We start from the raw sequence: 25,278 nt of genomic DNA, 5'->3' as shown, positions 1-25,278 counted from the left end.
TTTCTACCGGCGACGCGTTGTAAGGAGCTGGCGATGTCCGGCCACTCTAAGTGGGCTACCACCAAGCACAAGAAGGCCGTGATTGATGCCAAGCGCGGCAAGCTCTTCGCCAAGCTGATCAAGAACATCGAGGTCGCGGCCCGCACCGGCGGCGTGGACCCCGAGGGCAACCCGACCCTCGTCGATGCGATCCAGAAGGCGAAGAAGAGCTCCGTCCCGAACAAGAACATCGACTCCGCGGTCAAGCGCGGTGGCGGTCTCGAAGCGGGCGGCGTCGACTACCAGACCATCATGTACGAGGGTTACGGCCCGAACGGTGTCGCGGTGCTCATCGAGTGCCTCACCGACAATCGCAACCGTGCCGCCTCCGACGTTCGTGTCGCGATGACCCGCAACGGCGGTTCGATGGCCGACCCGGGTTCGGTCTCGTACCTCTTCAACCGCAAGGGCGTCGTCATCGTCCCCAGGGGCGACCTCACCGAGGACGACGTCCTCGGTGCGGTGCTCGACGCGGGCGCCGAGGAGGTCAACGACCTCGGTGAGTCCTACGAGGTCGTCAGCGAGGCCACCGACATGGTCGCGGTCCGTACCGCGCTCCAGCAGGCCGGCATCGACTACGACTCGGCCGAGGCCAACTTCCTGCCCACCATGCAGGTCGAGCTGGACGAGGAAGGCGCGCGCAAGATCTTCAAGCTGATCGACGCGCTGGAGGACAGCGACGACGTCCAGAACGTCTTCGCCAACTTCGACGTGTCGGACGAGGTCATGGAGAAGGTCGACGCCTGAGACGGAGGACGGCGCCTCCCGCGTGAGCGGGGGGGTGGCCCGGAGACGGGCGGCGTCCGGCCGCTGTACGTGGGCACTCTCCGCACTGACAATGCGACGGGCCGACGGGGACACACCCCGTCGGCCCGTCGCGTTGTCAGTGCGAGCCGATAGCCTGCGGGAACAGTTGACCGATCGGCAGAGGGGGCGCTTCATGCGGGTTCTGGGCGTGGACCCGGGACTGACCCGGTGCGGCGTCGGCGTCGTCGAAGGCGTGGCGGGCCGCCCCCTGACGATGCTCGGGGTCGGCGTCGTCCGCACTTCCGCCGATGCCGAGCTCGGCCACCGGCTGGTCGCGATCGAGCGCGGCATCGAGGAGTGGCTGGACGAGCACCGCCCCGAATTCGTCGCCGTGGAGCGGGTTTTCAGCCAGCACAACGTCCGTACGGTGATGGGCACCGCCCAGGCCAGTGCGGTCGCCATGCTCTGTGCGTCACGCCGCGGCATCCCCGTCGCCCTGCACACCCCCAGCGAGGTCAAGGCCGCCGTCACCGGCAGTGGCCGCGCCGACAAGGCGCAGGTCGGAACGATGGTCACCCGGCTGCTGCGGCTCGACGCACCGCCGAAGCCCGCCGATGCCGCCGACGCCCTGGCCCTCGCCATCTGCCACATCTGGCGGGGCCCGGCCGTCACCCGCCTCCAGCAGGCGCACGCCGCCGCCGCTCTTGGGTCCCGCATTTCCCGTACACCCGCAGTCCCCGTCCGGAAGGTCCCCCGATGATCGCCTTCGTCAGCGGCCCCGTCGCCGCACTCGCCCCGACCACGGCCGTGATCGAGGTCGGCGGCATCGGCATGGCCGTCCAGTGCAGCCCCCACACCCTCGCCGACCTGCGGATCGGCCAGGAGGCCAGGCTGGCCACCTCCCTCGTCGTCCGGGAGGACTCGCTCACCCTCTACGGCTTCGCGGACGACGACCAGCGGCAGGTCTTCGAGCTGCTCCAGACCGCCAGCGGCGTCGGCCCCCGGCTCGCCCAGGCGATGCTCGCCGTGCACAGCCCGGACGCCCTGCGCCTTGCCGTCTCCGCCGGTGACGAGAAGGCCCTCACCGCCGTTCCCGGCATCGGCAAGAAGGGTGCGCAGAAACTTCTTCTCGAACTGAAGGACCGACTGGGCGAGCCCATCGGCGCCCACATCGGCCGGCAGGGCATCGGCACCGCCGTCACCTCCTCCTGGCGCGACCAGCTGCAGGCCGCCCTGATCGGCCTCGGCTACGCGACCCGCGAGGCCGACGAGGCGGTGACCGCCGTCGCCCCGCAGGCCGAGGCCGCTCTCGCGGAGGGCGCCCAGCCGCCCGTACCGCAGCTGCTGCGGGCCGCGCTGCAGACCCTCAACCGCGCACGCTGACCGTATGCCGGCCGGACGCGACACCCCCGACGCCCGGGCACCGCACGGCCCGGCACCGAAACACCCGAGGCGGGACTGACCGAATGAACTGGGACGACACCGGACCCGACACGGACGAGCGGCTCGACGAGCGTCTCGTCGACGCCGGCGCGGACGGCGAGGACACGGCGGTCGAAGCTGCCCTGCGGCCGAAGGACCTCGACGAATTCGTCGGCCAGGAGAAGGTGCGTGAACAGCTCGACCTGGTCCTGAAGGCCGCCCTCGCCCGCGGCGCCACGGCCGACCACGTCCTGCTCTCCGGCGCCCCCGGCCTCGGCAAGACCACCCTTTCCATGATCATCGCTGCCGAGATGGGCGCCCCGATCCGGATCACCTCGGGCCCCGCCATCCAGCACGCGGGCGACCTCGCGGCGATCCTTTCCTCCCTCCAGGAGGGCGAGGTCCTCTTCCTCGACGAGATCCATCGCATGTCACGGCCCGCCGAAGAGATGCTCTACATGGCGATGGAGGACTTCCGCGTCGACGTCATTGTCGGCAAGGGTCCCGGCGCCACCGCCATTCCGTTGGAACTGCCGCCCTTCACCCTCGTCGGCGCCACCACCAGGGCCGGACTCCTGCCGCCACCGCTGCGCGACCGCTTCGGCTTCACCGGCCACATGGAGTTCTACGCCCCCGCCGAACTGGAACGCGTCATCCACCGCTCCGCCCGCCTCCTCGACGTCGCGATAGACGCCGAGGGCGCAGCCGAGATCGCCGGGCGCTCGCGCGGCACGCCCCGTATCGCCAACCGGCTGCTGCGCCGCGTCCGCGACTACGCCCAGGTCAAGGCGGACGGCCGCATCGACCGCGCCGTCGCCTCCGCCGCCCTCGGGGTGTACGAGGTCGACGGCCGGGGTCTCGACCGGCTGGACCGAGCGGTGCTCGGCGCCCTCCTGAAACTCTTCGGCGGCGGGCCCGTCGGACTGTCCACGCTCGCGGTCGCCGTGGGGGAGGAGCGCGAGACGGTCGAGGAGGTCGCGGAGCCTTTCCTGGTGCGGGAAGGACTGCTGGCCAGGACGCCGCGGGGCCGGGTCGCCACCCCCGCGGCCTGGGCTCATCTCGGTCTCGTCCCCCCTCAGCACGGCGGAAAGGGACAACAGGGTCTGTTCGGGGCGTGATGCGTCACAGGTTCGCCCGGACAGGAACCCGGGTGCGATGCTGGGCGTTGTTCCATCGATACGGACTCGCTTAGACTCCGCCGATGCCGCCCGTACAGGGCGGTGTACCCACCCCCGTAGATCAGGCCGCATTCCAGCGCGGTCGTGCGAAGGAAACTCGTCCCGTGAATCCCGTGACTCTCCTCCCCTTCATCGTGCTTATCGGGGCCATGTTCCTGATGACTCGGTCCGCCAAGAAGAAGCAGGCTGCCGCCGCGCAGATGCGCAACGAGATGCAGCCCGGCACCGGCGTTCGGACGATCGGGGGCATGTACGCCACCGTCAAGGAGCTTCACGACGACACGGTTCTCCTTGAGGTCGCGCCCGGCGTCCACGCCATTTACGCCAAGAACGCCATCGGTGCCGTCCTCGACGACGCGGAGTACAACCGCATCGTCCACGGTGACGACGACGAGATCGACGGCGCGGTCGTGCCGGACGACGCGTCCTCGCTGACGGAGCACGTCGAGGCCGACACGGACGTCGACACCGCCGCGGACGACGCGGACGATGCCAAAATCGACCTGGGCAAGAAGGCCGAGGCCGACGGCGTCGAGCCGAAGGACGCCAAGGCCGACGAGAAGTCCGAGGGCAAGGCCGACGGCGAGGCCGACGCGAAGTAGTTCACGACCCGGGGATGCCATGAGCCCACCGGCGTCCGGCATCCCCCGGAACGTGCGATCTTCTGCGGGGGCAGGTCCCCACAACACTTCGTGGCCGCTCGGGCGCACACCCGGCGCGGGGCGGTAGGACAGGGAGAAACGAGAAGGTGGCAGCACCGAAGAAGGGCCGTGGGCCGTCGGGCGGTCAGGGCAGGCCGGGGCGCGCCCTGGCTCTGATCCTGATCGCCATGGTCGCGCTCACCGGCGGGATGTTCTTGTCCGGTCATACCGCGCCACGGCTGGGTATCGACCTGGCGGGCGGGACGTCGATCACGCTCAAGGCGAAGAGCCAGCCCGGTAAGCCGGACGCGATCAACCAGACCAACATGGACACCGCGGTCAGCATCATCGAACGCCGTGTCAATGGTCTGGGTGTCTCCGAGGCCGAGGTCCAGACCCAGGGCCGGGACAACATCATCGTCAACATCCCCAAGGGAACGAACTCGAAGCAGGCGCGGGAACAGGTCGGTACGACCGCCCAGCTCTACTTCCGGCCCGTGCTCGCCGTCACCGAGGGCAAGGCGACGCCCACCGGCACCGCCAGCCCCTCGGCCTCCGGCTCGCCGACGCCGAGCGCGTCGCCCAGCAGCAAGGAGTCGGCTTCCGGAGCCAAGACCAGTCCCTCGGCGAGCGCCACCACCCAGGGCCGCGCGGTCACCGGCGCGCTGACGAAGGACACGTCGCCCAGTCCCAGCGCCTCCGGCACGCCGAACGCGTCCGCGAGCCCGTCGGCCTCGGTCGACCCGGCCACCGCCGAGCTGCAGAAGAAGTTCGCGGCGCTGGACTGCTCCACCAAGGCCGGCCGTGCGAAGGTCGGTACCGACGTGAAGCCCACCGACGCCACGGTCGCGTGCAGCTCCGAGGGCGACGCCAAGTACGTCCTCGGCCCCGCCGAGGTCTCCGGTACGGACGTGGACAGCGCCAAGGCCACGATCGACCAGCAGCGCGGCATGTGGATCGTGCAGATGGACTTCACCGACAAGGGCTCGAAGAAGTTCCAGCAGATCACCTCCAAGCTGTCCACCCAGCAGTCGCCGATGAACCAGTTCGCCATCGCGCTCGACGGTGAGGTCGTCTCCGCGCCCCAGGTGAACGAGACGCTCAGCGGCAGCGCCGAGATCTCCGGCAGCTTCACCCAGCAGTCCGCCCAGGACCTGGCGAACGTGCTGTCCTACGGCGCGCTCCCGCTGTCCTTCGACGAGGACACGGTCACCACGGTCACCGCGGCGCTCGGCGGTGAGCAGCTCCAGGCGGGCCTGATCGCCGGTGCGATCGGCCTGGCCCTGGTCGTCATCTACCTGGTGGCCTACTACCGCGGTCTGGCGCTCATCGCGCTCCTGAGCCTCGCTGCCTCCGGCGTCCTGACCTACACGCTCATGGCGCTGCTCGGCCCGGCCATCGGCTTCGCGCTGAACCTCCCCGCGGTCTGTGGTGCCATCGTGGCGATCGGTATCACCGCGGACTCGTTCATCGTGTACTTCGAACGCATCCGGGACGAGATCCGCGAGGGCCGTACCCTGCGTCCGGCCGTCGAGCGTGCCTGGCCGCGCGCCCGTCGCACCATCCTGGTCTCCGACTTCGTGTCGTTCCTTGCCGCGGCGGTGCTCTTCATCGTCACCGTCGGCAAGGTCCAGGGCTTCGCCTTCACGCTGGGTCTCACCACCCTGCTCGACGTGGTCGTGGTGTTCCTCTTCACCAAGCCCGTCATGACGCTGATGGCCCGTACGAAGTTCTTCTCCAGCGGTCACCCGTGGTCCGGCCTGGACCCGAAGCGGCTCGGCGCCAAGCCGCCGCTGCGCCGCTCGCGCCGTGTCAACGCCCCCACCGACCCGAAGGAGGCGTGAGATGTCGCGACTCGGCAGCCTCGGCGCCCGGCTCTACCGCGGCGAGGTCGGTTACGACTTCATCGGAAGCCGCAAGATCTGGTACGGCATCTCGATCCTGATCACCATCACGGCCGTCGTGGCCCTGGCGGTCGGCGGCCTCAACATGGGGATCGAGTTCAAGGGCGGCGCGGTCTTCACCACTCCGTCGACCAGTGCCACGGTCGCCCAGGCGGAGGAATCCGCGGTCTCCGCCTCCGGCCACCAGGCGATCGTCCAGAAGCTCGGCAACGGCAAGCTGCGTATTCAGATCACCGAGGTCGACCTGGCGAAGTCCGACGCGATCAAGGCGGACCTCGCCAAGGACCTCAAGGTCCCCGAGGAGAAGATCAACGCCGACCTTGTCGGCCCCAGCTGGGGTGAGCAGATCGCCAACAAGGCCTGGACCGGCCTCGGCGTCTTCATGGTCCTCGTGGTGATCTACCTGGCCATCGCGTTCGAGTGGCGCATGGCCATCGCGGCCCTGGTCGCACTGATCCACGACATCACGATCACGGTCGGGATCTATGCCCTGGTCGGCTTCGAGGTCACCCCGGGCACCGTGATCGGTCTGCTGACCATCCTCGGATACTCCCTGTACGACACGGTCGTCGTCTTCGACAGCCTCAAGGAGGGCACGAAGGGGATCACCAAGCAGACCCGCTGGACGTACAGCGAGATCGCCAACCGCTCGATCAACGGCACGCTGGTCCGCTCCATCAACACCACCGTCGTGGCGCTGCTGCCGGTCGCCGGCCTGCTGTTCATCGGCGGCGGTGTCCTCGGCGCCGGCATGCTGAACGACATCTCGCTGTCGCTGTTCGTCGGCCTCGCCGCCGGCGCGTACTCCTCGATCTTCATCGCCACCCCGCTGGTCGCCGACCTCAAGGAACGCGACCCGCAGATGAAGGCCCTGCGGAAGCGGATCCTCGCCAAGCGCGCGGCAGCCGCCGCCAAGGGTGAGTCCGCCGAGGACGAGCAGCCCTACGGGGACGACATCATCGAGGACGCCGCACCCGCCGCCGCGGTCGTCGGCCAGCGCCAGCAGCCCCCCAGTGGCCACGGCCGGACCCCGGGGAAGCGTCGATGACCAGCACCACCGAGAGCACCAGGGAACTGCTGCTCAGCCGTATCCGTGACGTGGCGGACTATCCGAAGCCGGGCGTGATGTTCAAGGACATCACCCCGTTGCTCGCGGACCCGGTCGCGTTCATGGCCCTCACCGACGCCCTCGCGGAGCTGTGTGTACGGCACGGCGCCACGAAGGTCGTCGGTCTGGAGGCGCGCGGCTTCATCCTGGCCGCGCCGGTCGCTGTCCGGGCCGGGCTCGGTTTCGTACCCGTCCGCAAGGCGGGGAAGCTGCCCGGTGCCACGCTCAGCCAGGCGTATGAGCTGGAGTACGGCACCGCGGAGATCGAGATACACGCGGAGGACCTCACGGCCGAGGATCAGATCATGGTCATCGACGACGTCCTTGCCACCGGCGGCACCGCCGAGGCATCGCTGCAGCTGATCCGGCGGGCCGGTGCCCGGGTCGCAGGCGTCGCGGTCCTCATGGAGCTCGGCTTCCTCGACGGCCGTGCCCGTCTGGAGCCCGGCCTGGCCGGTGCTCCGCTGGAGGCGCTCATCCGCGTCTGAGACTGTCGCGCAGGAATCGGGTGCCCGGAACAATATCCGGGCACCCGATGGCGTGTCTGCGGTATTCGCACCCTCGTTCGGTGGAAGCGGGCCGGGTCCCGTCTCGTCCATCGCGCCGCTGCTCAGGCCCTGCCGCACGGACACCGGCACAACGGCACGCACAGGACGGGCACCGGGAACACCCCGGTGCCCGTCCCGCGTTGTGCGGGTCCCACAGTCCCCGGGGGAGGTCCGGCCGCAAGGTCGATACGATGGCCTTTCCGGGAGTCCGGATCCGCACGAGGAGCGCTCTTGCCAGACGAGGCCCAGCCAGTAGCCGCCCCGCAGCCCGACAAGCCCGCGGCGGTCCCAGCCACGCCCGGGAAGAAGCAGCCCGCGGAGAGGCCGAAGCCCCCGGCTCCCGAACCGGCGAGCAGTGCCTCGCAGACGCCCCCCAGGGCGAAGGGGGTCGCGGCGGAATCGCCTGCCCAGCCGGTCCCCGTCTCGCCGCCTCCCCCCAAGCCCGTGGCCCCGGCCGGCCCGATGGCCCGCTCCAGCGGCTCATCCAACCGGGTACGGGCCAGGCTCGCCCGGCTCGGCGTGCAGCGCTCCAGCCCGTACAACCCGGTCCTCGAACCGCTGCTGCGGGCTGTCCGCAGCAACGACCCCAAGATCGAGACGTCCACGCTGCGCCAGATCGAGCGCGCCTACCAGGTGGCCGAGCGCTGGCACCGCGGCCAGAAACGCAAGAGCGGCGACCCGTACATCACGCACCCGCTCGCCGTCACGACGATCCTCGCCGAGCTCGGCATGGACCCGGCGACGCTGATGGCCGGTCTGCTGCACGACACGGTCGAGGACACCGAGTACGGCCTGGACACCCTGCGCCGCGACTTCGGTGACCAGGTCGCCCTGCTGGTCGACGGCGTCACCAAGCTCGACAAGGTGAAGTTCGGCGAGGCGGCGCAGGCCGAGACCGTACGCAAGATGGTCGTCGCCATGGCCAAGGACCCCCGGGTCCTCGTCATCAAGCTCGCCGACCGGCTGCACAACATGCGCACCATGCGCTACCTCAAGCGGGAGAAGCAGGAGAAGAAGGCCCGCGAGACGCTTGAGATCTACGCCCCTCTGGCCCACCGCCTGGGCATGAACACCATCAAGTGGGAGTTGGAGGACCTCGCGTTCGCGATCCTCTACCCCAAGATGTACGACGAGATCGTCCGCCTCGTCGCCGAGCGGGCCCCCAAACGCGACGAGTACCTCGCCATAGTGACCGACGAGGTCCAGGCCGACCTGCGCGCCGCCCGGATCAAGGCCACCGTCACCGGACGGCCGAAGCACTACTACAGCGTCTACCAGAAGATGATCGTGCGAGGCCGGGACTTCGCCGAGATCTACGACCTGGTGGGCATTCGCGTCCTCGTCGACACCGTCCGTGACTGCTACGCGGCGCTCGGCACCGTGCACGCGCGATGGAATCCGGTCCCCGGCCGGTTTAAGGATTACATCGCGATGCCCAAGTTCAACATGTACCAGTCACTGCACACCACGGTGATCGGTCCCAGCGGCAAGCCCGTCGAGCTGCAGATCCGTACGTTCGACATGCACCGCCGCGCCGAGTACGGCATCGCCGCGCACTGGAAGTACAAGCAGGAAGCCGTCGCCGGCGCCTCCAAGGTCCGCACCGACGTACCCAAGCACACCGGCCGCGGCCAGGACACCGTCAACGACATGGCGTGGCTGCGCCAGCTCCTCGACTGGCAGAAGGAGACGGAGGACCCCAGCGAGTTCCTGGAGTCCCTGCGCTTCGATCTCTCCCGCAACGAGGTCTTCGTCTTCACGCCCAAGGGCGACGTCATAGCGCTCCCCGCAGGCGCGACCCCGGTCGACTTCGCGTACGCCGTGCATACGGAGGTCGGCCACCGGACCATAGGGGCACGGGTCAACGGGCGGCTCGTACCGCTCGAATCCACCCTCGACAACGGCGACCTCGTGGAGGTCTTCACCTCCAAGGCGGCCGGCGCCGGGCCGTCCCGGGACTGGCTGGGCTTCGTCAAGTCCCCGCGTGCCCGGAACAAGATCCGCGCCTGGTTCTCCAAGGAACGCCGCGACGAGGCGATCGAGCAGGGCAAGGACGCCATCGCGCGCGCCATGCGCAAGCAGAACCTGCCGATCCAGCGGATCCTCACCGGTGACTCGCTCGTCACCCTGGCCCACGAGATGCGCTATCCGGACATCTCGTCCCTGTACGCGGCGATCGGCGAGGGCCATGTCGCGGCCGCGGGTGTCGTGCAGAAGCTGGTCCAGGCGCTCGGCGGCGAGGACGCGGCCAACGAGGACCTGGCGGAGAGCGCGCCGCCCTCGCGCAGCCGCGGCAAGCGCCGCTCCAACGCCGACCCGGGTGTGGTCGTCAAGGGCGTGGAGGACGTCTGGGTCAAACTGGCCCGCTGCTGCACGCCCGTCCCCGGCGACCCGATCATCGGCTTCGTCACCCGTGGCAGCGGCGTCTCCGTGCACCGGGCCGACTGCGTCAACGTGGACTCGCTGTCGCAGCAGCCGGAGCGGATCCTGGAGGTCGAATGGGCACCGACCCAGTCCTCGGTCTTCCTGGTCGCCATCCAGGTCGAGGCCCTCGACCGGTCGCGGCTGCTCTCGGACGTCACCCGTGTCCTGTCCGACCAGCACGTGAACATCCTGTCGGCGGCCGTGCAGACCTCACGGGACCGGGTGGCCACCTCACGGTTCACCTTCGAGATGGGGGACCCGAAGCACCTCGGACACGTGCTGAAGGCCGTACGGGGCGTGGAAGGCGTCTACGACGTCTACCGTGTGACCTCGGCCCGCAGGCCCTGACCGCCCCGGCAGCCCGCGCCGGGGCTGCCGGGCGTCGCGCCCGACCGCACGCTCCCGGCGTCAGGCACGTCCTCGCGTCGGCGGCCGGCTCCCCGGCGACCTGCCTCGGCGGCGCTGCGGACACCGTCGTGCGCGGCCGAGGCCGGCCGGCGGTCCGCCGGGACACCGAAGGGCCCTCCGCCACCGGCGGAGGGCCCTTCGAGCTGTCCGACCGCAGCTGTTCAGCCGCCGAACTCCTCCAGGCCCTTCAGCGCCTGGTCCAGCAGGGCCTGGCGGCCCTCCAGCTCACGGGCCAGCTTGTCGGCGCGGGCGTTGTTGCCCGCGGCGCGCGCCGTGTCGATCTGCGTACGCAGCTTGTCGACGGCCGCCTGCAGCTGACCGGTCAGACCCGCGGCGCGCGCACGCGCCTCCGGGTTCGTCCGGCGCCACTCCGACTCCTCGGCCTCCTGGAGCGCCCGCTCCACCGCCTGCATCCGCCCCTCGACCTTCGGGCGTGCGTCGCGCGGCACATGGCCGATGACCTCCCAGCGCTCGTTGAGGGCACGGAACGCGGCCCTGGCCGCCTTCAGGTCCTTCACCGGCACCAGCTTCTCGGCCTCGACCGCGAGCTCCTCCTTCAGCTTGAGGTTCTCGCCCTGCTCCGCGTCCCGCTCGGCGAAGACCTCGCCGCGGGCGGCGAAGAAGACGTCCTGCGCACCGCGGAAACGGTTCCACAGATCGTCCTCGGCCTCGCGCTGGGCGCGGCCCGCCGCCTTCCACTCCGTCATCAGGTCGCGGTAACGCGCGGCCGTCGTCCCCCAGTCAGTGGAACCGGAGAGCGCCTCGGCCTCGACGACCAGCTTCTCCTTGGCCTTGCGGGCCTCCTCGCGCTGGGCGTCCAGCGAGGCGAAGTGCGCCTTGCGGCGCTTGGAGAACGCCGAGCGCGCGTGCGAGAAGCGGTGCCACAGCTCGTCGTCCGACTTGCGGTCGAGCCGCGGCAGGCCCTTCCACGTGTCGACGAGTGCCCGCAGCCGCTCGCCCGCGGAGCGCCACTGCTCGCTCTGCGCCAGCTCCTCGGCCTCGACGACCAGCGCCTCCTTGGCGTGCTTCGCCTCGTCGGTCTGCCTCGCCTTCTGCGCCTTGCGCTCCTCGCGACGGGAGTCGACCGTCGCGACCAGCGCGTCGAGCCGCTTCCGGAGCGCGTCGAGGTCGCCGACCGCGTGATGCTCGTCGACCTGTTGACGCAGATGCTCGATGGCCGTCGTCGCGTCCTTCGCCGACAGGTCGGTGGTCTTCACCCGCCGTTCGAGGAGGCCGATCTCGACCACGATGCCCTCGTACTTGCGCTCGAAATAGGCCAGAGCCTCCTCGGGAGAACCGGCCTGCCACGATCCGACGACCTGTTCGCCATCGGCTGTACGCACGTACACGGTGCCCGTCTCGTCGACACGGCCCCACGGGTCGCTGCTCACAGCGCCTCCTCCACCTGATGCCTGTGAGAGGGTTTGCCCCCCGGCATCGTCCACAGTTTCCTGGGGCGGGCCGCGCCCGCCCTGCACAACGCCAATCTAGGCGACCGGCCGCCCGGCTGTCCGCACTCAGCGCGGCCGAAATTCTTCGGCCGCGCACCGGGGGCCGGGCCGGTGCAGCCGGTCCGGCCCCCAGGGTCTGATCAGACCTTGTCGACGGCCGCCTTGGAGATGGTGACGGCCTCCTTGGGAGCGCCGTCGGCCGCACCGCCGGTGACACCCGCGGCCCCGACCTTCTGCACGGCCTTCAGTGAGGCGGCGTCCATCGTTCCGAACGGCGTATAGGTCGGTGGCAACTTGCTGTCCTTGTACACCAGGAAGAACTGGCTGCCGCCGGTGTGCGGCTGGCTGGTGTTGGCCATCGCCACCGTGCCCGCCGGGAACGTCACCGTGCCGTCCTTGCCCGCCTTGCCCAGCGCGGTCAGGTTCTCGTCCGGGATCGTGTAGCCGGGGCCGCCCGTGCCGTTGCCCTTCGGGTCGCCGCACTGCAGAACGAAGATGCCCTGCGTGGTCAGACGGTGACACTTCGTACCGTCGAAGTAGCCCTTGTCGGCGAGGGACTTGAACGAGTTCGTCGTGTGCGGGGTCTTCGCCGCGTCCATCGTGAACGCGATGTCGCCCTGGCTCGTCTTGAGCGAGAACGTGTACTTCGCCTTCTTGTCGATCTTCATCGCGGGCTCGGGCACGCTGCTCTCGCTCGCCGAGGGCGACGCGGACGGGCTCGCGCTCGCCGCCGCGTCGGTCTTCTTGTCCTTGGCGTCGTCGTCGCCGACGGAGACGTACGCGGCAGCCCCGACGACCGCCACCACGGCCAGTGCCGATGCGATGACGACAGTGAGCCGCCTCGTCCGCCGACGGGCCTCCTCCCGGCGCTGCTGCTGCCGCTCGAACTTCTCCCTGGCGAGCTGCCGCCGCCGCTGATCGCTGCTGACCACCGGGTGATCTCCTTGTACGTCGTCTGATCGGGCCTGGGTTGCCCCGTACCGTATATGGGTTAGCTGTGGAATGAGGAGCGCCGGTAGGCTCTGAACTGCCGCGACCTCCTCGGTCGCGGTCACCGCAGCCCTCCGTCGGACGACCATTAAGGACGATCGTGCTCATTGCCGGGTTCCCCGCCGGGGCCTGGGGGACCAATTGCTATCTGGTCGCCCCCGCCGCAGGCGAGGAGTGCGTGATCATCGACCCGGGCCACCAGGCCACGCAAGGAGTCGAGGAGACGCTGAAGAAGCATCGGCTGAAGCCTGTCGCCGTCGTGCTCACCCATGGCCACATCGACCATGTCGCCTCCGTCGTCCCGGTGTGCGGCGCGCATGACGTCCCTGCCTGGATCCACCCCGAGGACCGGTACATGATGAGCGACCCGGAGAAGGCCCTCGGCCGCTCCATCGGGATGCCGCTCATGGGTGAGCTGACGGTGGGGGAGCCGGACGACGTCAAGGAGCTGAGCGACGGCGCCCTCCTGAAGCTGGCCGGTCTGGAGTTCGGTGTCGCGCATGCGCCCGGCCATACCAAGGGGTCGGTGACGTTCGGGATGCCCGAGGCCGCGGACGTTCCGCAGGTGCTCTTCTCGGGCGACCTGCTCTTCGCCGGCTCCGTCGGACGCACCGACCTGCCCGGCGGCGACCACGCCGAGCTGCTCGAGTCGCTGGCCCGTGTGTGCCTGCCGCTCGACGACTCGACCGTGGTGCTGTCCGGCCACGGCCCCCAGACGACCATCGGCCGCGAGCGCGCCACGAACCCGTATCTCCACGGTATGGACGCGCCCCGACGAGGAATGTGACGAGAGACAGACTGTGAGCACGTTCAAAGCCCCCAAGGGCACGTACGACCTGACCCCGCCCGACTCCGCGAAGTTCCTCGCGGTGCGCGAGGCGATCTCCGCGCCCCTGAAGAACTCCGGCTACGGCTACATCGAGACACCCGGCTTCGAGGACGTCGCGCTCTTCTCGCGCGGTGTCGGTGAGTCCACCGACATCGTGTCCAAGGAGATGTACACCCTCACCACCAAGGGCGGCTCCGAGCTCGCGCTGCGCCCCGAGGGCACCGCGTCCGTGCTGCGCGCCGCACTGGAGGCCAACCTCCACAAGCTCGGCAACCTGCCGGTCAAGCTCTGGTACTCCGGCTCGTACTACCGCTACGAGCGCCCGCAGAAGGGCCGCTACAGGCACTTTTCGCAGGTCGGCGCCGAGGCGATCGGTGCGGAGGACCCGGCCCTGGACGCCGAACTGATCATCCTGGCCGACCAGGCCTACCGCTCCCTGGGCCTGCGGAACTTCCGGATCCTGCTGAACTCGCTGGGCGACAAGGAGTGCCGCCCCGTCTACCGGGACGCCCTTCAGGGCTTCCTGCGCGAGCTGGACCTGGACGACGAGACCTGCCGGCGCATCGAGCTCAACCCGCTGCGGGTCCTCGACGACAAGCGTCCCGAGGTGCAGAAGCAACTGGCCGGCGCCCCGGTGCTGCGCGATTATCTGTGCGACGCGTGCAAGACGTACCACGAGGAGGTCCGCGACCTGCTGACCGCCGCCGGTGTCGCGTACGAGGACGACGAGAAGCTCGTCCGCGGCCTCGACTACTACACCCGCACCACCTTCGAGTTCGTCCACGACGGACTCGGTTCGCAGTCCGCGGTGGGCGGCGGCGGCCGTTACGACGGTCTGTCCGAGATGATCGGCGGCCCGGCGCTCCCGTCGGTCGGCTGGGCCCTCGGCGTGGACCGTACGGTGCTCGCGCTGGAGGCGGAGGGCATCGAGCTCGAACTGCCCCCTTCCACCAGCGTCTTCGCGGTGCCGCTCGGCGAGGAGGCCCGCCGGGTGCTGTTCGCCAAGGTGACGGAGCTTCGCAAGCTGGGCGTGGCCGCCGACTTCGCGTTCGGCAGCCGCGGTCTCAAGGGGGCGATGAAGAGCGCCAACCGGTCCGGTGCCCGCTTGACCGTCGTCGCCGGCGAGCGCGATCTCGCCGACGGCGTGGTTCAGCTCAAGGACATGGAGTCGGGCGAGCAGCAGCCGGTCGCGCTCGACGCGCTGGTCGCCGAGATCCAGCAGAAGCTGGCCTGATCCACCGTTCCTGCTGTGCCCGCCCGGCCCGCCGGGCGGGCACAGGGCGTGGTGCGGGCCGGCCGGAGTCAGCCGTCGCGCCGGCTCCTCCAGCGGAAGGTCAGCAGGCACAGGACCGGTCCGCCGGCGGACCGGGCGACCGGGCCCGTGCGACCCCCGATCCACCGTGGTGCCGTTCCCGTACCGTCAACTCGGCGGGTTCCGATTCATCCTGCCGGACGACCACGACCCGGGACTGCAGGCGGCGGCCGTCCGCGCCCAGCGCCAGGGGGCGTCTCGTGGAGCCGAGAATTCCGGGCCGCCGTGTGCGCATGTTTATGTCCACCGAACGGCTGACCCGAGCGGCGGTGCGGCACAATGACCATGCCCAGCAGGCCACTGACTGATGGAACGGCGATATGACGACTGCAGCGGTTGACCATCCCTCCTCCGACGAGGACGAGGACAGCGGGAAGAGGACCATCGGCGGCAGTCGCGCGTTCGCACTGCTGCTGGTGATCGCAGGTGCTGCCGGACTCCTCGCCGCCTGGGTCATCACGATCGACAAGTTCAAGCTGCTCGAAGACCCCTCCTTCACCCCGGGCTGCAGCCTCAACCCCGTCGTCTCGTGCGGCAACATCATGAAGAGCGAGCAGGCGTCCGTCTTCGGGTTCCCGAACCCGATGCTCGGACTCGCCGCGTACTCGGTGGTCATCGGGATCGGCATGGCGCTGCTCGCCGGGGCCCGGTTCCGCAGCTGGTACTGGCTCGGACTCAATGCCGGCACCCTGTTCGGAGTCGGCTTCTGCACCTGGCTGCAGTACCAGTCGCTGTACAACATCAACTCGCTCTGCCTGTGGTGCTGCCTGGCATGGGTGGCCACCATCGTCATGTTCTGCTACGTCACCGCGCACAACATCAAGCACCGGATCCTTCCCGCGCCGAACTGGCTGCGCAACGGACTGACGGAGTTCCACTGGGTTCCGCCGGTCCTCTGGGTCGGCATCATCGGCATGCTGATCCTGACCCGCTGGTGGGACTTCTGGACCAGCTGACCCGGCAGGTCCCGGGCGGGGACCGGCCCGGCGGCGCTGTCAGTGCCGTGGCATAGGCTTCACATCGTGGAGCCCGACCTCTTTACCGCAGCCGCCGAAGACCGCCAGGAGAAGGACCCGTCCAGCAGTCCACTCGCTGTCCGGATGCGTCCCCGTACGCTCGACGAGGTCGTCGGCCAGCAGCATCTGCTGAAGCCGGGCTCGCCGCTGCGCCGCCTCGTCGGCGAAGGGAGCGGCGGGCCCGCCGGCCCGTCGTCGGTGATCCTCTGGGGCCCGCCCGGCATCGGCAAGACGACCTTGGCCTACGTGGTCAGCAAGGCCACCAACAAGCGTTTCGTCGAGCTCTCCGCGATCACCGCGGGCGTCAAGGAAGTGCGGGCCGTCATCGAGGGCGCCCGCCGGGCCACCGGTGGGTACGGCAAGGAGACCGTCCTTTTCCTCGACGAGATCCACCGCTTCTCCAAGGCCCAGCAGGACTCGTTGCTGCCGGCCGTGGAGAACCGCTGGGTGACGCTCATCGCCGCGACGACCGAGAACCCGTACTTCTCGATCATTTCGCCGCTGCTGTCGCGCTCGCTGCTTCTCACCCTCGAATCGCTCACCGACGAGGATCTGCGCGCTCTCATGCGCCGCGCCCTGACCGACGAGCGCGGACTCGGTGGTGCGGTCACCCTGCCCGAGGACGCGGAGGCGCATCTGCTGCGCATCGCCGGAGGAGACGCGCGGCGCGCGCTGACGGCGCTGGAGGCAGCGGCCGGTGCGGCGCTCGCCATGCAGGAGAAGGAGATCACTCTCCAGACCGTCGAGGCGACCGTCGACCGGGCAGCGGTGAAGTACGACCGGGACGGAGACCAGCACTACGACGTGGCGAGCGCCCTCATCAAGTCGATCCGCGGCTCCGACGTGGATGCCGCGCTGCACTATCTGGCGCGGATGATCGAGGCGGGGGAGGACCCCCGGTTCATCGCCCGGCGGCTGATGATCTCCGCCAGTGAGGACATCGGCCTCGCCGACCCGACGGCCCTGCCCACGGCGGTCGCTGCCGCCCAGGCCGTGGCCATGATCGGATTTCCGGAGGCGGCGCTCACCCTCAGCCATGCCACGATCGCGCTGGCGCTCGCCCCCAAGTCCAACGCGGCGACGCTCGCGATCTTCGCGGCCCAGGAGGACGTACGGAAGGGGCTGGCCGGTCCGGTCCCGGCCCATCTGCGCGACGGCCACTACAAGGGCGCCGCCGAACTGGGGCACGCACAGGGCTACGTCTATCCGCACGACGTCCCCGGCGGCATCGCCACTCAGCAGTACGCCCCTGATGCCGTCCGCGACAGGCACTACTACCGGCCCACGCGGTACGGCGCGGAGGCGCGGTACGCGGACGTGGTGGACCGGGTCCGCGAGCGGCTCGGCCGCAGCGGCTCCGACGGTGCGGCGGAAGCCTGAGGTCCCCGCTCAGTGGGCCGCCGCCTCGAACAGCGTGCGCATGGCCCGGCGCAGCGCGACCATGTCGCGCACCGGTTCGGCAAAGTCGAAGCGGGCGTCGAAGAACCGCCCGTCCGCCTCACAGACCCGCACCCGAAGCCCCAAGCGGTCGATTGCGACCGGGACGACGGAGGGCTCGTGTGCGGCGCGGCGTTCGTGCGTCCGCTCGCCCAGGAGCCCGCACAGCATGTTCAGCTGTTCGCCGTGCGCCGCGTGCAGATGCTGCAGCAGCTCCGCCTCGTGGGCGACGAGCGGGTCGGCGGCGGAGTCCCGGAACTCCTCCGGCTCGACGCCCTGCGCGCCCCACAGATCGTCGACGTACGCCCCGCCCGTCTCCAGCCGCAGCATCATCCGGCCCGGCCCGGCCATCCCGGGCGCGGGCGTGAGCCGACCGGAGACCCGGCCGCGGCCGCGGATGCGGTGCGGCACCGAGACCGGCGCGACGTCCGTGATCTCCAGCACAGCGGTCAGCTCGTCGTCCTGGGCGTGTGCCGCGGCCCGTACGGCCGGGGAATCGGCAGGGAATTCGAGGAACAGATCCCCCTCGGGGCCCACGCTCCGGTCCAGTGGAATCAGCTGGTCGAAGCCCGCAGTGCTCATCCCGGGGACGAGCAATACCGCCGAACAGGTACTCTGTACGAGAGTTCGTGTGCGCTCGGCTGCTGACGGCATCCGAGTTTTTTCAAGCCCGCTGGGACGCGGCTGACCACGATCTGATCGGTCCTCCGTCGTATCGATGCCCTTGATGGCGTCGACGCTGTCAGTGCTGTCCGTGACGTGTGTGGTGTTCCCAGGGCGAGACATACGATCTCCTTGAGTAAGGTGAGCCTAACCTAACCCACAATGGAGGTCTGGAGAACGTGCCTAACCAGTCGCGTCCCAAGGTCAAGAAGTCCCGTGCGCTCGGCATTGCCCTGACGCCGAAGGCCGTCAAGTACTTCGAGGCCCGCCCCTACCCGCCGGGCGAGCACGGCCGTGGCCGCAAGCAGAACTCGGACTACAAGGTCCGTCTGCTCGAGAAGCAGCGTCTGCGCGCGCAGTACGACATCAGCGAGCGCCAGATGGCGCGCGCGTACGACCGCGCCAAGAAGGCCGAGGGCAAGACGGGCGAGGCGCTCGTCATCGAGCTCGAGCGCCGTCTCGACGCGCTGGTCCTGCGTTCGGGCATCGCCCGCACGATCTACCAGGCCCGCCAGATGGTCGTTCACGGCCACATCGAGGTCGACGGCCGCAAGGTCGACAAGCCGTCGTTCCGCGTCCGTCCCGACAACATCGTGATGGTCCGCGAGCGCAGCCGCGACAAGCACCCCTTCCAGGTGGCCCGCGAGGGTGGTTACGCCCCCGACGGCGAGACCCCGCGCTACCTGCAGGTGAACTTGAAGGCCCTGGCCTTCCGCCTGGACCGGGACCCGAACCGCAAGGAGATCCCGGTGATCTGCGACGAGCAGCTCGTCGTCGAGTACTACGCCCGCTGATCCAGGCGTAGCCGCTCTCACCAGCGCTCAGGCCCGCCCCTCCCCGATGTCGGGGAGGCGGCGGGCTTCCGCGTTCTGCCGCCCGGTGCGGGCACGGGTCCCGGCCGCTGCCCCTCCTGGCCCGGCCGGTCCACGGCCCGGCCCGCCAGCGCCCTGGCCACCGCCGTGTCCGGATCCATTCGGCCGCCCGCCCGGCGCCCCGACTCGTACGGCGCGTCGCCGAGCTCCTGCCGTGCCAGCTTCTCGCACTGGGCCCGGGGGCTCCCGTAGTACGCCGAACCGAACAGCGGCGGCCCCACCGACGGCCAGATCCGCTCGGCGGCCCCCTGCAGCACCGCCGCCTCCGCCGCGTCCCCCTCGACCGCCGTGACCAGGGCAAGCAACTCCAGGGCGAGCACGGAACCCAGCAGGTCATGGAAGGCGTGACCGATCGACAGGGACTTTCTGAGCAGTTCCCGGGCGCGGTCCGGCCGGCCCCGTTGCAGCGCCGCGTAGGCCAGCACATGGAGCGCGTACGAGAGGGCCCATCGCTCACCGCGGTCCTCGCAGACCTCCCTGACCTCCTCGCAGATGGCCGCCGCGGCCTCCAGGTCCCCGCGGAACCCGACCGTCATCGCCAGCTCGACCTGCGCCATCAGCACGTTGCTGTTCAGCTCGCCGAGTTCCCGGTAGCGGCCCAGCGCGTCCTGCAGCAGCTCCTCCGCGCGGGCCATGTCGTCCGTGACGAGGGCCAGACAGCCCGTGCGGTGCACCGCGTACGCCAGAGCCGTCGCGTCACCGGTCCGGTGCGCCTCCTCCCGGCACTCCTGCAGCGCGGAGATCGCACCGACCCGATCACCCTGCAGCACCGCCACGTACCCGAGCACCCACAGCGCCTTGAGCCGCGAGGCGTCGTACGGGGTCTCCTCCTCCAGGACGTGGGCCAGCCAATGCCGCCCCTCCGAGAGGCGCCCGCAGCCGACCCAGAGGAACCAGAGCGTGCCCGCCAGGTACTGCGCGAGATGGACCTCGTCCGGAGTCTCCAGCGAGCACTCCATCGCCCGGCGCAGATTGGGCAGTTCGCTCTCGGCCCGGGCCGCCACCTCGCCCTGACGCGGGCTGAACCAGTCGAGCTCGCACCAGGTGGCCAGTCCCAGGAACCAGTCCCGGTGGCGACGCCGCAACCGGTCCGTGTCGCCGGTCGCGGCCAGCCACTCGGCGCCGTACTCGCGCACCGTGTCCAGTAACCGGTAGCGGGTGCCCGCCGCCGAGTCCTCACGCAGGACGACGGACTGCGCCAGCAGCGCCGTGAGCACGTCGAGCACCGAGTCGGCCGGCAGATCGGGGCCGCTGCAGATGTATTCGACGGCCTCCAGATCGAACTGCCCGGCGAAGACGGACAGCCGCGCCCACAGCAGCCGTTGCTCCGGAGCGCACAGTTCATGACTCCAGCCGATGGCCGTACGGAGCGTCCGGTGGCGCGCCGGCGCGGTGCGGCTGCCGCCGGTCAGCAGCCGGAAGCGGTCGTCCAGCCGTTGCAGCACCTGTTCCACGGACAGGGCGCGCAGCCGTCCGGCGGCCAGTTCCAGCGCGAGAGGGATCCCGTCCAGCCGACGGCACAGCTCGCGCGCCGATCCGCGAGTGTCCTCGGTCAGCCGGAAACCCGGCTGCACCGCGGCCACCCGGTCGGCGAACAACTCCAGCGCGTCCGCGTCGGCCATCGGCGCGAGCGGATAGCCGATCTCCCCGTCCAGATCCAGCGGCAGCCGCCCGGCGGCCAGCACCCGCAGCCGCGGCGCCCGGCGCAGCAACTCCTGTACCAGTTCGGCACAGGTGTCGACGAGATGCTCGAAGCCGTCGAACACCAGGAGGAGTTGGCGTTCGGCGAGATGTTCGAGGAGCGCCGTGCGGGGCGACCGGCCGGTGTGATCGGTGAGTCCCAGTGCGTCGACCACCGCATGTTCCAGCAGCACCGGTTCGCGGACGGCGGACAGCTCCACCAGCCAGACCCCGTCGCAGTACCGTTTCTCCAGGAGGGCGGCAACCCTGGTGGCACAACGCGTCTTGCCCACGCCGCCCACCCCGACCACGGTGACCAGCCTCGACTCCCGCAGCAGCCTGCCGAGATCGGCCAGCTCCGCCTCGCGTCCCACGAATCCGTTCAGTTCGGCCGGGAGATTGCCGCGCGCCGCGGTGCCTCGGCCCGGATCGTCGGGGTCGGGGGAGGGGCGCTGAGAGCGTCGCATGAAACACGCAGAGTACTGGCATGGAAGCTCTCCGTACAATCTCCTTTGTGCAACTACCGTCCCGCCCAGCAGTAATGCGGTAGGGGGCGTGGCCCCCGGCGCGATAGGGTCGGGAGACGACGATTCGACAAGCCAGAGAGCGGTGCACTGTGTCCGGTGGAGAGGTGGCCGGGATCCTGGTGGCCGTCTTCTGGGCGATCCTGGTCTCGTTCCTCGCCGTCGTCCTGGTGAGGCTGGCCCAGACGCTCAGGGCGACCACCAAACTCGTGGCGGACGTGACCGAGCAGGCGGTTCCGCTGCTCGCCGACGCGTCCGCGACCGTGCGTTCCGCGCAGACGCAGCTCGACAAGGTCGACGCGATCGCGACGGACGTCCAGGAGGTCACCTCCAACGCCTCGGCGCTCTCCACGACTGTCGCATCGACCTTCGGCGGACCGCTGGTCAAGGTCGCCGCCTTCGGTTACGGAGTACGGCAGGCCATCGGCCGCCGGACCGCTCCGGAAGCCGAGCCGGCCCGCCGGGCATCCCGACGCACGGTGATCGTCGGCCGCACGGTGCCGTCCGCGCGAGCCAAGAAGCAGGGCGGCAGAAGCTCTCGCGGATCGAAGGACTGACGCAGCGATGTTCCGCCGTACGTTCTGGTTCACCGTCGGCGCAGCCGCCGGCGTCTGGGCCACCACCAAGGTCAACCGGAAGCTCAGGCAGCTGACCCCCGAGAGCCTCGCGGCGCGCGCCGCAGACAAGGCGATCGAGAGCGGTCACAAGCTCAAGGACTTCGCCCTCGACGTCCGCGTCGGCATGGTCCGGCGCGAGGCCGAACTGGGCGAGGCGCTGGGCCTTGAGGCGCCGGTCGACCCCGAACTCCCCGTGCGGCGTCACTTCGCGGTCGAGGCGGCCGAGCCCGCCCCGGCCGTCGAGGCCACCGCCCACCGCAAACCCCCCTACAACTCGTACAACCGGAATGAGGACCACTGATGGAGTCGGCTGAAATTCGTCGCCGCTGGCTGAGCTTCTTCGAGGAGCGCGGACACACCGTCGTGCCTTCGGCGTCGCTCATCGCGGACGACCCGACTCTGCTGCTGGTCCCCGCGGGCATGGTCCCCTTCAAGCCGTACTTCCTCGGCGAGGTCAAGCCGCCCGCTCCGCGCGTCACCAGCGTGCAGAAGTGTGTGCGTACGCCGGACATCGAAGAGGTCGGCAAGACCACCCGGCACGGCACCTTCTTCCAGATGTGCGGCAACTTCTCCTTCGGCGACTACTTCAAGGAAGGCGCCATCAGCTACGCCTGGGAGGCTCTCACCAGCTCCGTGGCGGACGGCGGCTTCGGCCTCGACCCCGAGCGTCTGTGGATCACGGTGTACCTGGACGATGATGACGCCGAGGCCATCTGGCGCGACAAGATCGGCGTCCCGGCCGAGCGCATCCAGCGCCTGGGCAAGAAGGACAACTTCTGGTCCATGGGCGTCCCCGGCCCCTGCGGGCCCTGCTCCGAGATCAACTACGACCGCGGCCCCGAGTTCGGCGTCGAGGGCGGCCCGGCCGTCAACGACGAGCGCTACGTGGAGATCTGGAACCTGGTCTTCATGCAGTACGAGCGGGGCGCCGGAGACGGCAAGGAGGACTTCCCGATCCTCGGTGACCTGCCGTCGAAGAACATCGACACGGGCCTCGGCCTCGAGCGTCTCGCCATGATCCTGCAGGGCGTACAGAACATGTACGAGACCGACACCCTGCGCGTCGTCATGGACAGGGCCACGGAGCTCACCGGCGTGCGCTACGGCGCCGAGCACGGTACGGACGTCTCCCTCCGAGTCGTCGCCGACCACATGCGTACGTCGGTGATGCTCATCGGCGACGGCGTCACCCCGGGCAACGAGGGCCGCGGCTACGTGCTCCGCCGCATCATGCGCCGCGCCATCCGCAACATGAGGCTCATGGGCGCCACCGGTTCCGTGGTCAACGAACTGGTCGACGTCGTGATCAACACGATGGGCCGGCAGTACCCGGAGCTCATCACCGACCGCAAGCGCATCGAGACCGTCGCCCTTGCCGAGGAAGCCGCCTTCCTCAAGGCCCTCAAGGGCGGTACGAACATCCTCGAGACCGCCGTCACCGACACGAAGGCCGCCGGCGGCCACGTCCTGCCCGGCGACAAGGCGTTCCTGCTCCACGACACCTGGGGCTTCCCGATCGACCTCACCCTGGAGATGGCCGCCGAACAGGGGCTCTCGGTCGACGAGGAAGGCTTCCGCCGGCTGATGCAGGAGCAGCGGGACAAGGCCAAGGCCGACGCCCGTGCCAAGAAGACCGGCCACGCCGACCTTTCCGCCTACCGCGAGGTCGCGGACAAGTCCGGCGCCACCGAGTTCACCGGCTACACCTCCACCGAGGGGGAGTCGACCATCGTCGGCCTCCTCGTCGACGGCGTGCCCTCGCCCGCCGCCACGGAGGGCGACGACGTCGAGGTCGTCCTCGACCGCACCCCGTTCTACGCCGAGGGCGGTGGCCAGCTCGCCGACCAGGGCCGGATCCGGCTCGACACCGGCGCCGTCATCCAGGTGCGCGACGTCCAGCAGCCCGTCCCTGGCGTCTCCGTCCACAAGGGCACGGTCCAGGTCGGTGAGGTGACGGTCGGCGCCTCCGCGTACGCCGCCATCGACAACACCCGCCGCCGCGCCATCGCCCGCGCCCACAGCGCCACGCACCTCACGCACCAGGCGCTGCGTGACGCGCTGGGCCCGACGGCCGCCCAGGCGGGTTCGGAGAACTCCCCGGGCCGCTTCCGCTTCGACTTCGGTTCGCCCGCCGCCGTCCCCGGCACGGTCCTCACCGACGTCGAGCAGAAGATCAACGAGGTCCTCTCCCGGGAGCTCGACGTCCAGGCCGAGGTCATGTCCATCGACGAGGCCAAGAAGCAGGGCGCCATCGCCGAGTTCGGCGAGAAGTACGGCGAGCGGGTCCGCGTCGTCACCATCGGCGACTTCTCCAAGGAGCTGTGCGGCGGTACGCACGTCCACAACACCGCCCAGCTGGGTCTGGTGAAGCTGCTCGGCGAATCGTCCATCGGTTCCGGTGTGCGCCGTATCGAGGCCCTCGTGGGCGTCGACGCGTACAACTTCCTCGCCAAGGAGCACACGGTCGTCGCGCAGCTCCAGGAGCTGGTCAAGGGCCGCCCGGAGGAGCTTCCGGAGAAGGTCTCCGCCATGCTCGGCAAGTTGAAGGACGCCGAGAAGGAGATCGAGAAGTTCCGCGCGGAGAAGGTCCTGCAGGCCGCCGCCGGGCTCGTCGAGTCCGCCAAGGACGTACGCGGTGTCGCCCTGATCACCGGCCAGGTGCCGGACGGGACGTCCGCCGACGACCTGCGCAAGCTGGTCCTCGACGTCCGCGGGCGCATCCAGGGCGGCCGCGCTGCCGTCGTGGCCCTCTTCACCACGGCCCATGGCCGCCCGCTGACGGTCATCGCCACCAACGAAGCCGCCCGCGAGCGCGGCCTCAAGGCCGGCGACCTGGTCCGCACGGCCGCCAAGACCCTCGGCGGCGGAGGCGGCGGCAAGCCGGACGTCGCCCAGGGCGGTGGCCAGAGCCCGGCCGCCATCGGCGAGGCCATCGCCGCTGTCGAACGCCTCGTCACCGAGACGGCGTGACGGCGGGAGTGACGCAGATGCGCCGCGGACGTCGTCTCGCGATCGACGTCGGGGACGCCCGGATCGGGGTCGCCTCGTGCGACCCCGACGGGATCCTCGCCACGCCGGTGGAGACCGTGCCGGGACGTGACGTCCCGGCCGCCCACCGGCGGCTGGGGCAGATCGTCGAGGAGTACGAGCCCATCGAGATCATCATCGGCCTGCCGAGGTCTCTGGGCGGCGGCGAAGGGCCTGCGGCAGCCAAGGTCCGGCTCTTCGCCCAGGAGGTCGCCCGCTCGGTCGCACCCATTCCGGTGCGATTGGTGGACGAGAGGATGACCACAGTGACGGCGAGCCAGGGGCTGCGCGCCTCGGGCGTGAAGTCCAAGAAGGGCCGGTCTGTCATCGACCAGGCTGCCGCTGTGGTGATCCTCCAGAACGCTCTGGAGTCCGAACGAGCATCGGGTAAAGCTCCGGGCGAGGGCGTCGAAGTGGTTGTCTGATCGCGATACGGTAACG

At 69.9% G+C, this 25,278-nt stretch carries 22 protein-coding genes; 18 read left to right on the top strand and 4 right to left on the bottom strand.

The window, feature by feature from the left end; genetic code table 11:
- Positions 1–33 precede the first annotated feature (33 nt).
- From AB0I23_RS24640 to AB0I23_RS24600, 9 genes are all read left to right on the top strand, one after another.
- Positions 34–786, top strand: a complete 753-nt coding sequence (locus AB0I23_RS24640) for a YebC/PmpR family DNA-binding transcriptional regulator (protein WP_359112282.1) — start codon at positions 34–36, stop codon at positions 784–786.
- A 193-nt stretch (positions 787–979) separates the two neighbouring features.
- A complete protein-coding gene (gene ruvC / locus AB0I23_RS24635) occupies positions 980–1,546 on the top strand; it encodes a crossover junction endodeoxyribonuclease RuvC (RefSeq protein ID WP_359112280.1) in 567 nt (188 codons plus the stop codon).
- Complete coding sequence (gene ruvA / locus AB0I23_RS24630) at positions 1,543–2,169, top strand: Holliday junction branch migration protein RuvA (protein WP_037695398.1); 627 nt, start codon at positions 1,543–1,545, stop codon at positions 2,167–2,169. Before ruvC ends, ruvA begins: the two co-directional genes overlap by 4 nt.
- 83 nt (positions 2,170–2,252) lie before the next feature.
- Positions 2,253–3,326, top strand: coding sequence for a Holliday junction branch migration DNA helicase RuvB (ruvB, locus tag AB0I23_RS24625; RefSeq protein WP_037695396.1), 1,074 nt, complete (start codon positions 2,253–2,255; stop codon positions 3,324–3,326).
- Between the two features lie 164 nt (positions 3,327–3,490).
- A complete protein-coding gene (yajC, locus tag AB0I23_RS24620; RefSeq protein ID WP_359112277.1) occupies positions 3,491–3,988 on the top strand; it encodes a preprotein translocase subunit YajC in 498 nt (165 codons plus the stop codon).
- Positions 3,989–4,134: 146 nt separating this feature from the next.
- A complete protein-coding gene (gene secD, locus AB0I23_RS24615; RefSeq protein ID WP_359112276.1) occupies positions 4,135–5,871 on the top strand; it encodes a protein translocase subunit SecD in 1,737 nt (578 codons plus the stop codon).
- 1 nt (position 5,872) lies between these two features.
- Positions 5,873–6,979 carry a protein translocase subunit SecF gene (gene secF / locus AB0I23_RS24610; RefSeq protein WP_359112274.1) on the top strand — a complete coding sequence of 369 codons (1,107 nt, stop codon included), beginning with the start codon at positions 5,873–5,875 and terminating at the stop codon, positions 6,977–6,979.
- Positions 6,976–7,527 (top strand): adenine phosphoribosyltransferase, encoded by a 552-nt coding sequence (locus AB0I23_RS24605; RefSeq protein ID WP_037695383.1) that lies wholly within the window; start codon positions 6,976–6,978, stop codon positions 7,525–7,527. The genes secF and AB0I23_RS24605 overlap by 4 nt, the downstream gene beginning before the upstream one ends.
- 291 nt (positions 7,528–7,818) lie before the next feature.
- Positions 7,819–10,359 carry a RelA/SpoT family protein gene (locus AB0I23_RS24600; protein ID WP_359112272.1) on the top strand — a complete coding sequence of 847 codons (2,541 nt, stop codon included), beginning with the start codon at positions 7,819–7,821 and terminating at the stop codon, positions 10,357–10,359.
- A gap of 221 nt (positions 10,360–10,580) precedes the next feature.
- Here AB0I23_RS24600 and AB0I23_RS24595 read toward each other — a convergent pair whose 3' ends face one another.
- Together AB0I23_RS24595 and AB0I23_RS24590 are read right to left on the bottom strand one after the other, a co-directional pair.
- Positions 10,581–11,810, bottom strand: a complete 1,230-nt coding sequence (locus AB0I23_RS24595; protein ID WP_359112271.1) for a DUF349 domain-containing protein — start codon at positions 11,808–11,810, stop codon at positions 10,581–10,583.
- A 200-nt stretch (positions 11,811–12,010) separates the two neighbouring features.
- A complete protein-coding gene (locus AB0I23_RS24590; RefSeq protein WP_359112269.1) occupies positions 12,011–12,802 on the bottom strand; it encodes a peptidylprolyl isomerase in 792 nt (263 codons plus the stop codon).
- Positions 12,803–12,960: 158 nt separating this feature from the next.
- Between AB0I23_RS24590 and AB0I23_RS24585 the strand changes: the two genes are divergently transcribed.
- The 4 genes from AB0I23_RS24585 to AB0I23_RS24570 all read left to right on the top strand — a co-directional run bounded on the left by AB0I23_RS24585 (position 12,961) and on the right by AB0I23_RS24570 (position 17,397).
- Positions 12,961–13,647, top strand: coding sequence for an MBL fold metallo-hydrolase (locus tag AB0I23_RS24585; protein WP_359112267.1), 687 nt, complete (start codon positions 12,961–12,963; stop codon positions 13,645–13,647).
- 13 nt (positions 13,648–13,660) lie between these two features.
- Positions 13,661–14,923, top strand: coding sequence for a histidine--tRNA ligase (hisS, locus tag AB0I23_RS24580; RefSeq protein ID WP_359112266.1), 1,263 nt, complete (start codon positions 13,661–13,663; stop codon positions 14,921–14,923).
- Between the two features lie 398 nt (positions 14,924–15,321).
- The gene (locus AB0I23_RS24575) at positions 15,322–15,957 is read left to right on the top strand and encodes a vitamin K epoxide reductase family protein (protein ID WP_359112264.1); all 636 of its coding nucleotides are present in this window, start codon (positions 15,322–15,324) and stop codon (positions 15,955–15,957) included.
- Positions 15,958–16,023: 66 nt separating this feature from the next.
- Entirely contained in the window at positions 16,024–17,397 is a 1,374-nt protein-coding gene (locus AB0I23_RS24570) for a replication-associated recombination protein A (protein ID WP_359112262.1), read from the top strand.
- 9 nt (positions 17,398–17,406) lie between these two features.
- Here AB0I23_RS24570 and AB0I23_RS24565 read toward each other — a convergent pair whose 3' ends face one another.
- Complete coding sequence (locus tag AB0I23_RS24565) at positions 17,407–18,108, bottom strand: DUF2470 domain-containing protein (protein ID WP_359112260.1); 702 nt, start codon at positions 18,106–18,108, stop codon at positions 17,407–17,409.
- 188 nt (positions 18,109–18,296) lie between these two features.
- On the opposite strand from AB0I23_RS24565, the gene rpsD reads away from it, so the two are divergent.
- Positions 18,297–18,911 (top strand): 30S ribosomal protein S4, encoded by a 615-nt coding sequence (rpsD, locus tag AB0I23_RS24560; protein ID WP_359112258.1) that lies wholly within the window; start codon positions 18,297–18,299, stop codon positions 18,909–18,911.
- Between the two features lie 17 nt (positions 18,912–18,928).
- Here the strand turns inward: rpsD and AB0I23_RS24555 are convergent, their stop codons facing one another.
- A complete protein-coding gene (locus AB0I23_RS24555; RefSeq protein ID WP_359112256.1) occupies positions 18,929–21,136 on the bottom strand; it encodes an ATP-binding protein in 2,208 nt (735 codons plus the stop codon).
- A 164-nt stretch (positions 21,137–21,300) separates the two neighbouring features.
- Here AB0I23_RS24555 and AB0I23_RS24550 point away from each other — a divergent pair, with 164 nt between their 5' ends.
- The 4 genes from AB0I23_RS24550 to ruvX are packed head-to-tail and all read left to right on the top strand — an operon-like array spanning position 21,301 to position 25,262.
- A complete protein-coding gene (locus AB0I23_RS24550) occupies positions 21,301–21,750 on the top strand; it encodes a DUF948 domain-containing protein (RefSeq protein WP_037695363.1) in 450 nt (149 codons plus the stop codon).
- A 7-nt stretch (positions 21,751–21,757) separates the two neighbouring features.
- Entirely contained in the window at positions 21,758–22,111 is a 354-nt protein-coding gene (locus AB0I23_RS24545; protein ID WP_359112254.1) for a DUF6167 family protein, read from the top strand.
- On the top strand, positions 22,111–24,780 hold the full coding sequence (gene alaS, locus AB0I23_RS24540; RefSeq protein ID WP_359112253.1) for an alanine--tRNA ligase: 2,670 nt from the start codon (positions 22,111–22,113) through the stop codon (positions 24,778–24,780). Before AB0I23_RS24545 ends, alaS begins: the two co-directional genes overlap by 1 nt.
- Positions 24,777–25,262, top strand: a complete 486-nt coding sequence (gene ruvX, locus AB0I23_RS24535) for a Holliday junction resolvase RuvX (RefSeq protein WP_064744960.1) — start codon at positions 24,777–24,779, stop codon at positions 25,260–25,262. Before alaS ends, ruvX begins: the two co-directional genes overlap by 4 nt.
- Positions 25,263–25,278 lie beyond the last annotated feature (16 nt).

The organism is Streptomyces atratus (genome assembly GCF_040655115.1).
Lineage (GTDB): Bacteria > Actinomycetota > Actinomycetes > Streptomycetales > Streptomycetaceae > Streptomyces > Streptomyces atratus_D.
Note: the sequence above shows the minus strand (reverse complement) of the source record. Positions and strands in the feature narration are given on the sequence as shown.

Coding starts and splice junctions, on each gene's coding strand:
- AB0I23_RS24640 (WP_359112282.1), top strand. CDS start 34: ATGTCCGGCCACTCTAAGTGGGCTACCACCAAGCACAAGAAGGCCGTG.
- ruvC (WP_359112280.1), top strand. CDS start 980: ATGCGGGTTCTGGGCGTGGACCCGGGACTGACCCGGTGCGGCGTCGGC.
- ruvA (WP_037695398.1), top strand. CDS start 1,543: ATGATCGCCTTCGTCAGCGGCCCCGTCGCCGCACTCGCCCCGACCACG.
- ruvB (WP_037695396.1), top strand. CDS start 2,253: ATGAACTGGGACGACACCGGACCCGACACGGACGAGCGGCTCGACGAG.
- secF (WP_359112274.1), top strand. CDS start 5,873: ATGTCGCGACTCGGCAGCCTCGGCGCCCGGCTCTACCGCGGCGAGGTC.
- AB0I23_RS24605 (WP_037695383.1), top strand. CDS start 6,976: ATGACCAGCACCACCGAGAGCACCAGGGAACTGCTGCTCAGCCGTATC.
- AB0I23_RS24575 (WP_359112264.1), top strand. CDS start 15,322: ATGACGACTGCAGCGGTTGACCATCCCTCCTCCGACGAGGACGAGGAC.
- AB0I23_RS24565 (WP_359112260.1), bottom strand. CDS start 18,108: ATGCCGTCAGCAGCCGAGCGCACACGAACTCTCGTACAGAGTACCTGT.
- AB0I23_RS24555 (WP_359112256.1), bottom strand. CDS start 21,136: ATGCGACGCTCTCAGCGCCCCTCCCCCGACCCCGACGATCCGGGCCGA.
- AB0I23_RS24545 (WP_359112254.1), top strand. CDS start 21,758: ATGTTCCGCCGTACGTTCTGGTTCACCGTCGGCGCAGCCGCCGGCGTC.
- alaS (WP_359112253.1), top strand. CDS start 22,111: ATGGAGTCGGCTGAAATTCGTCGCCGCTGGCTGAGCTTCTTCGAGGAG.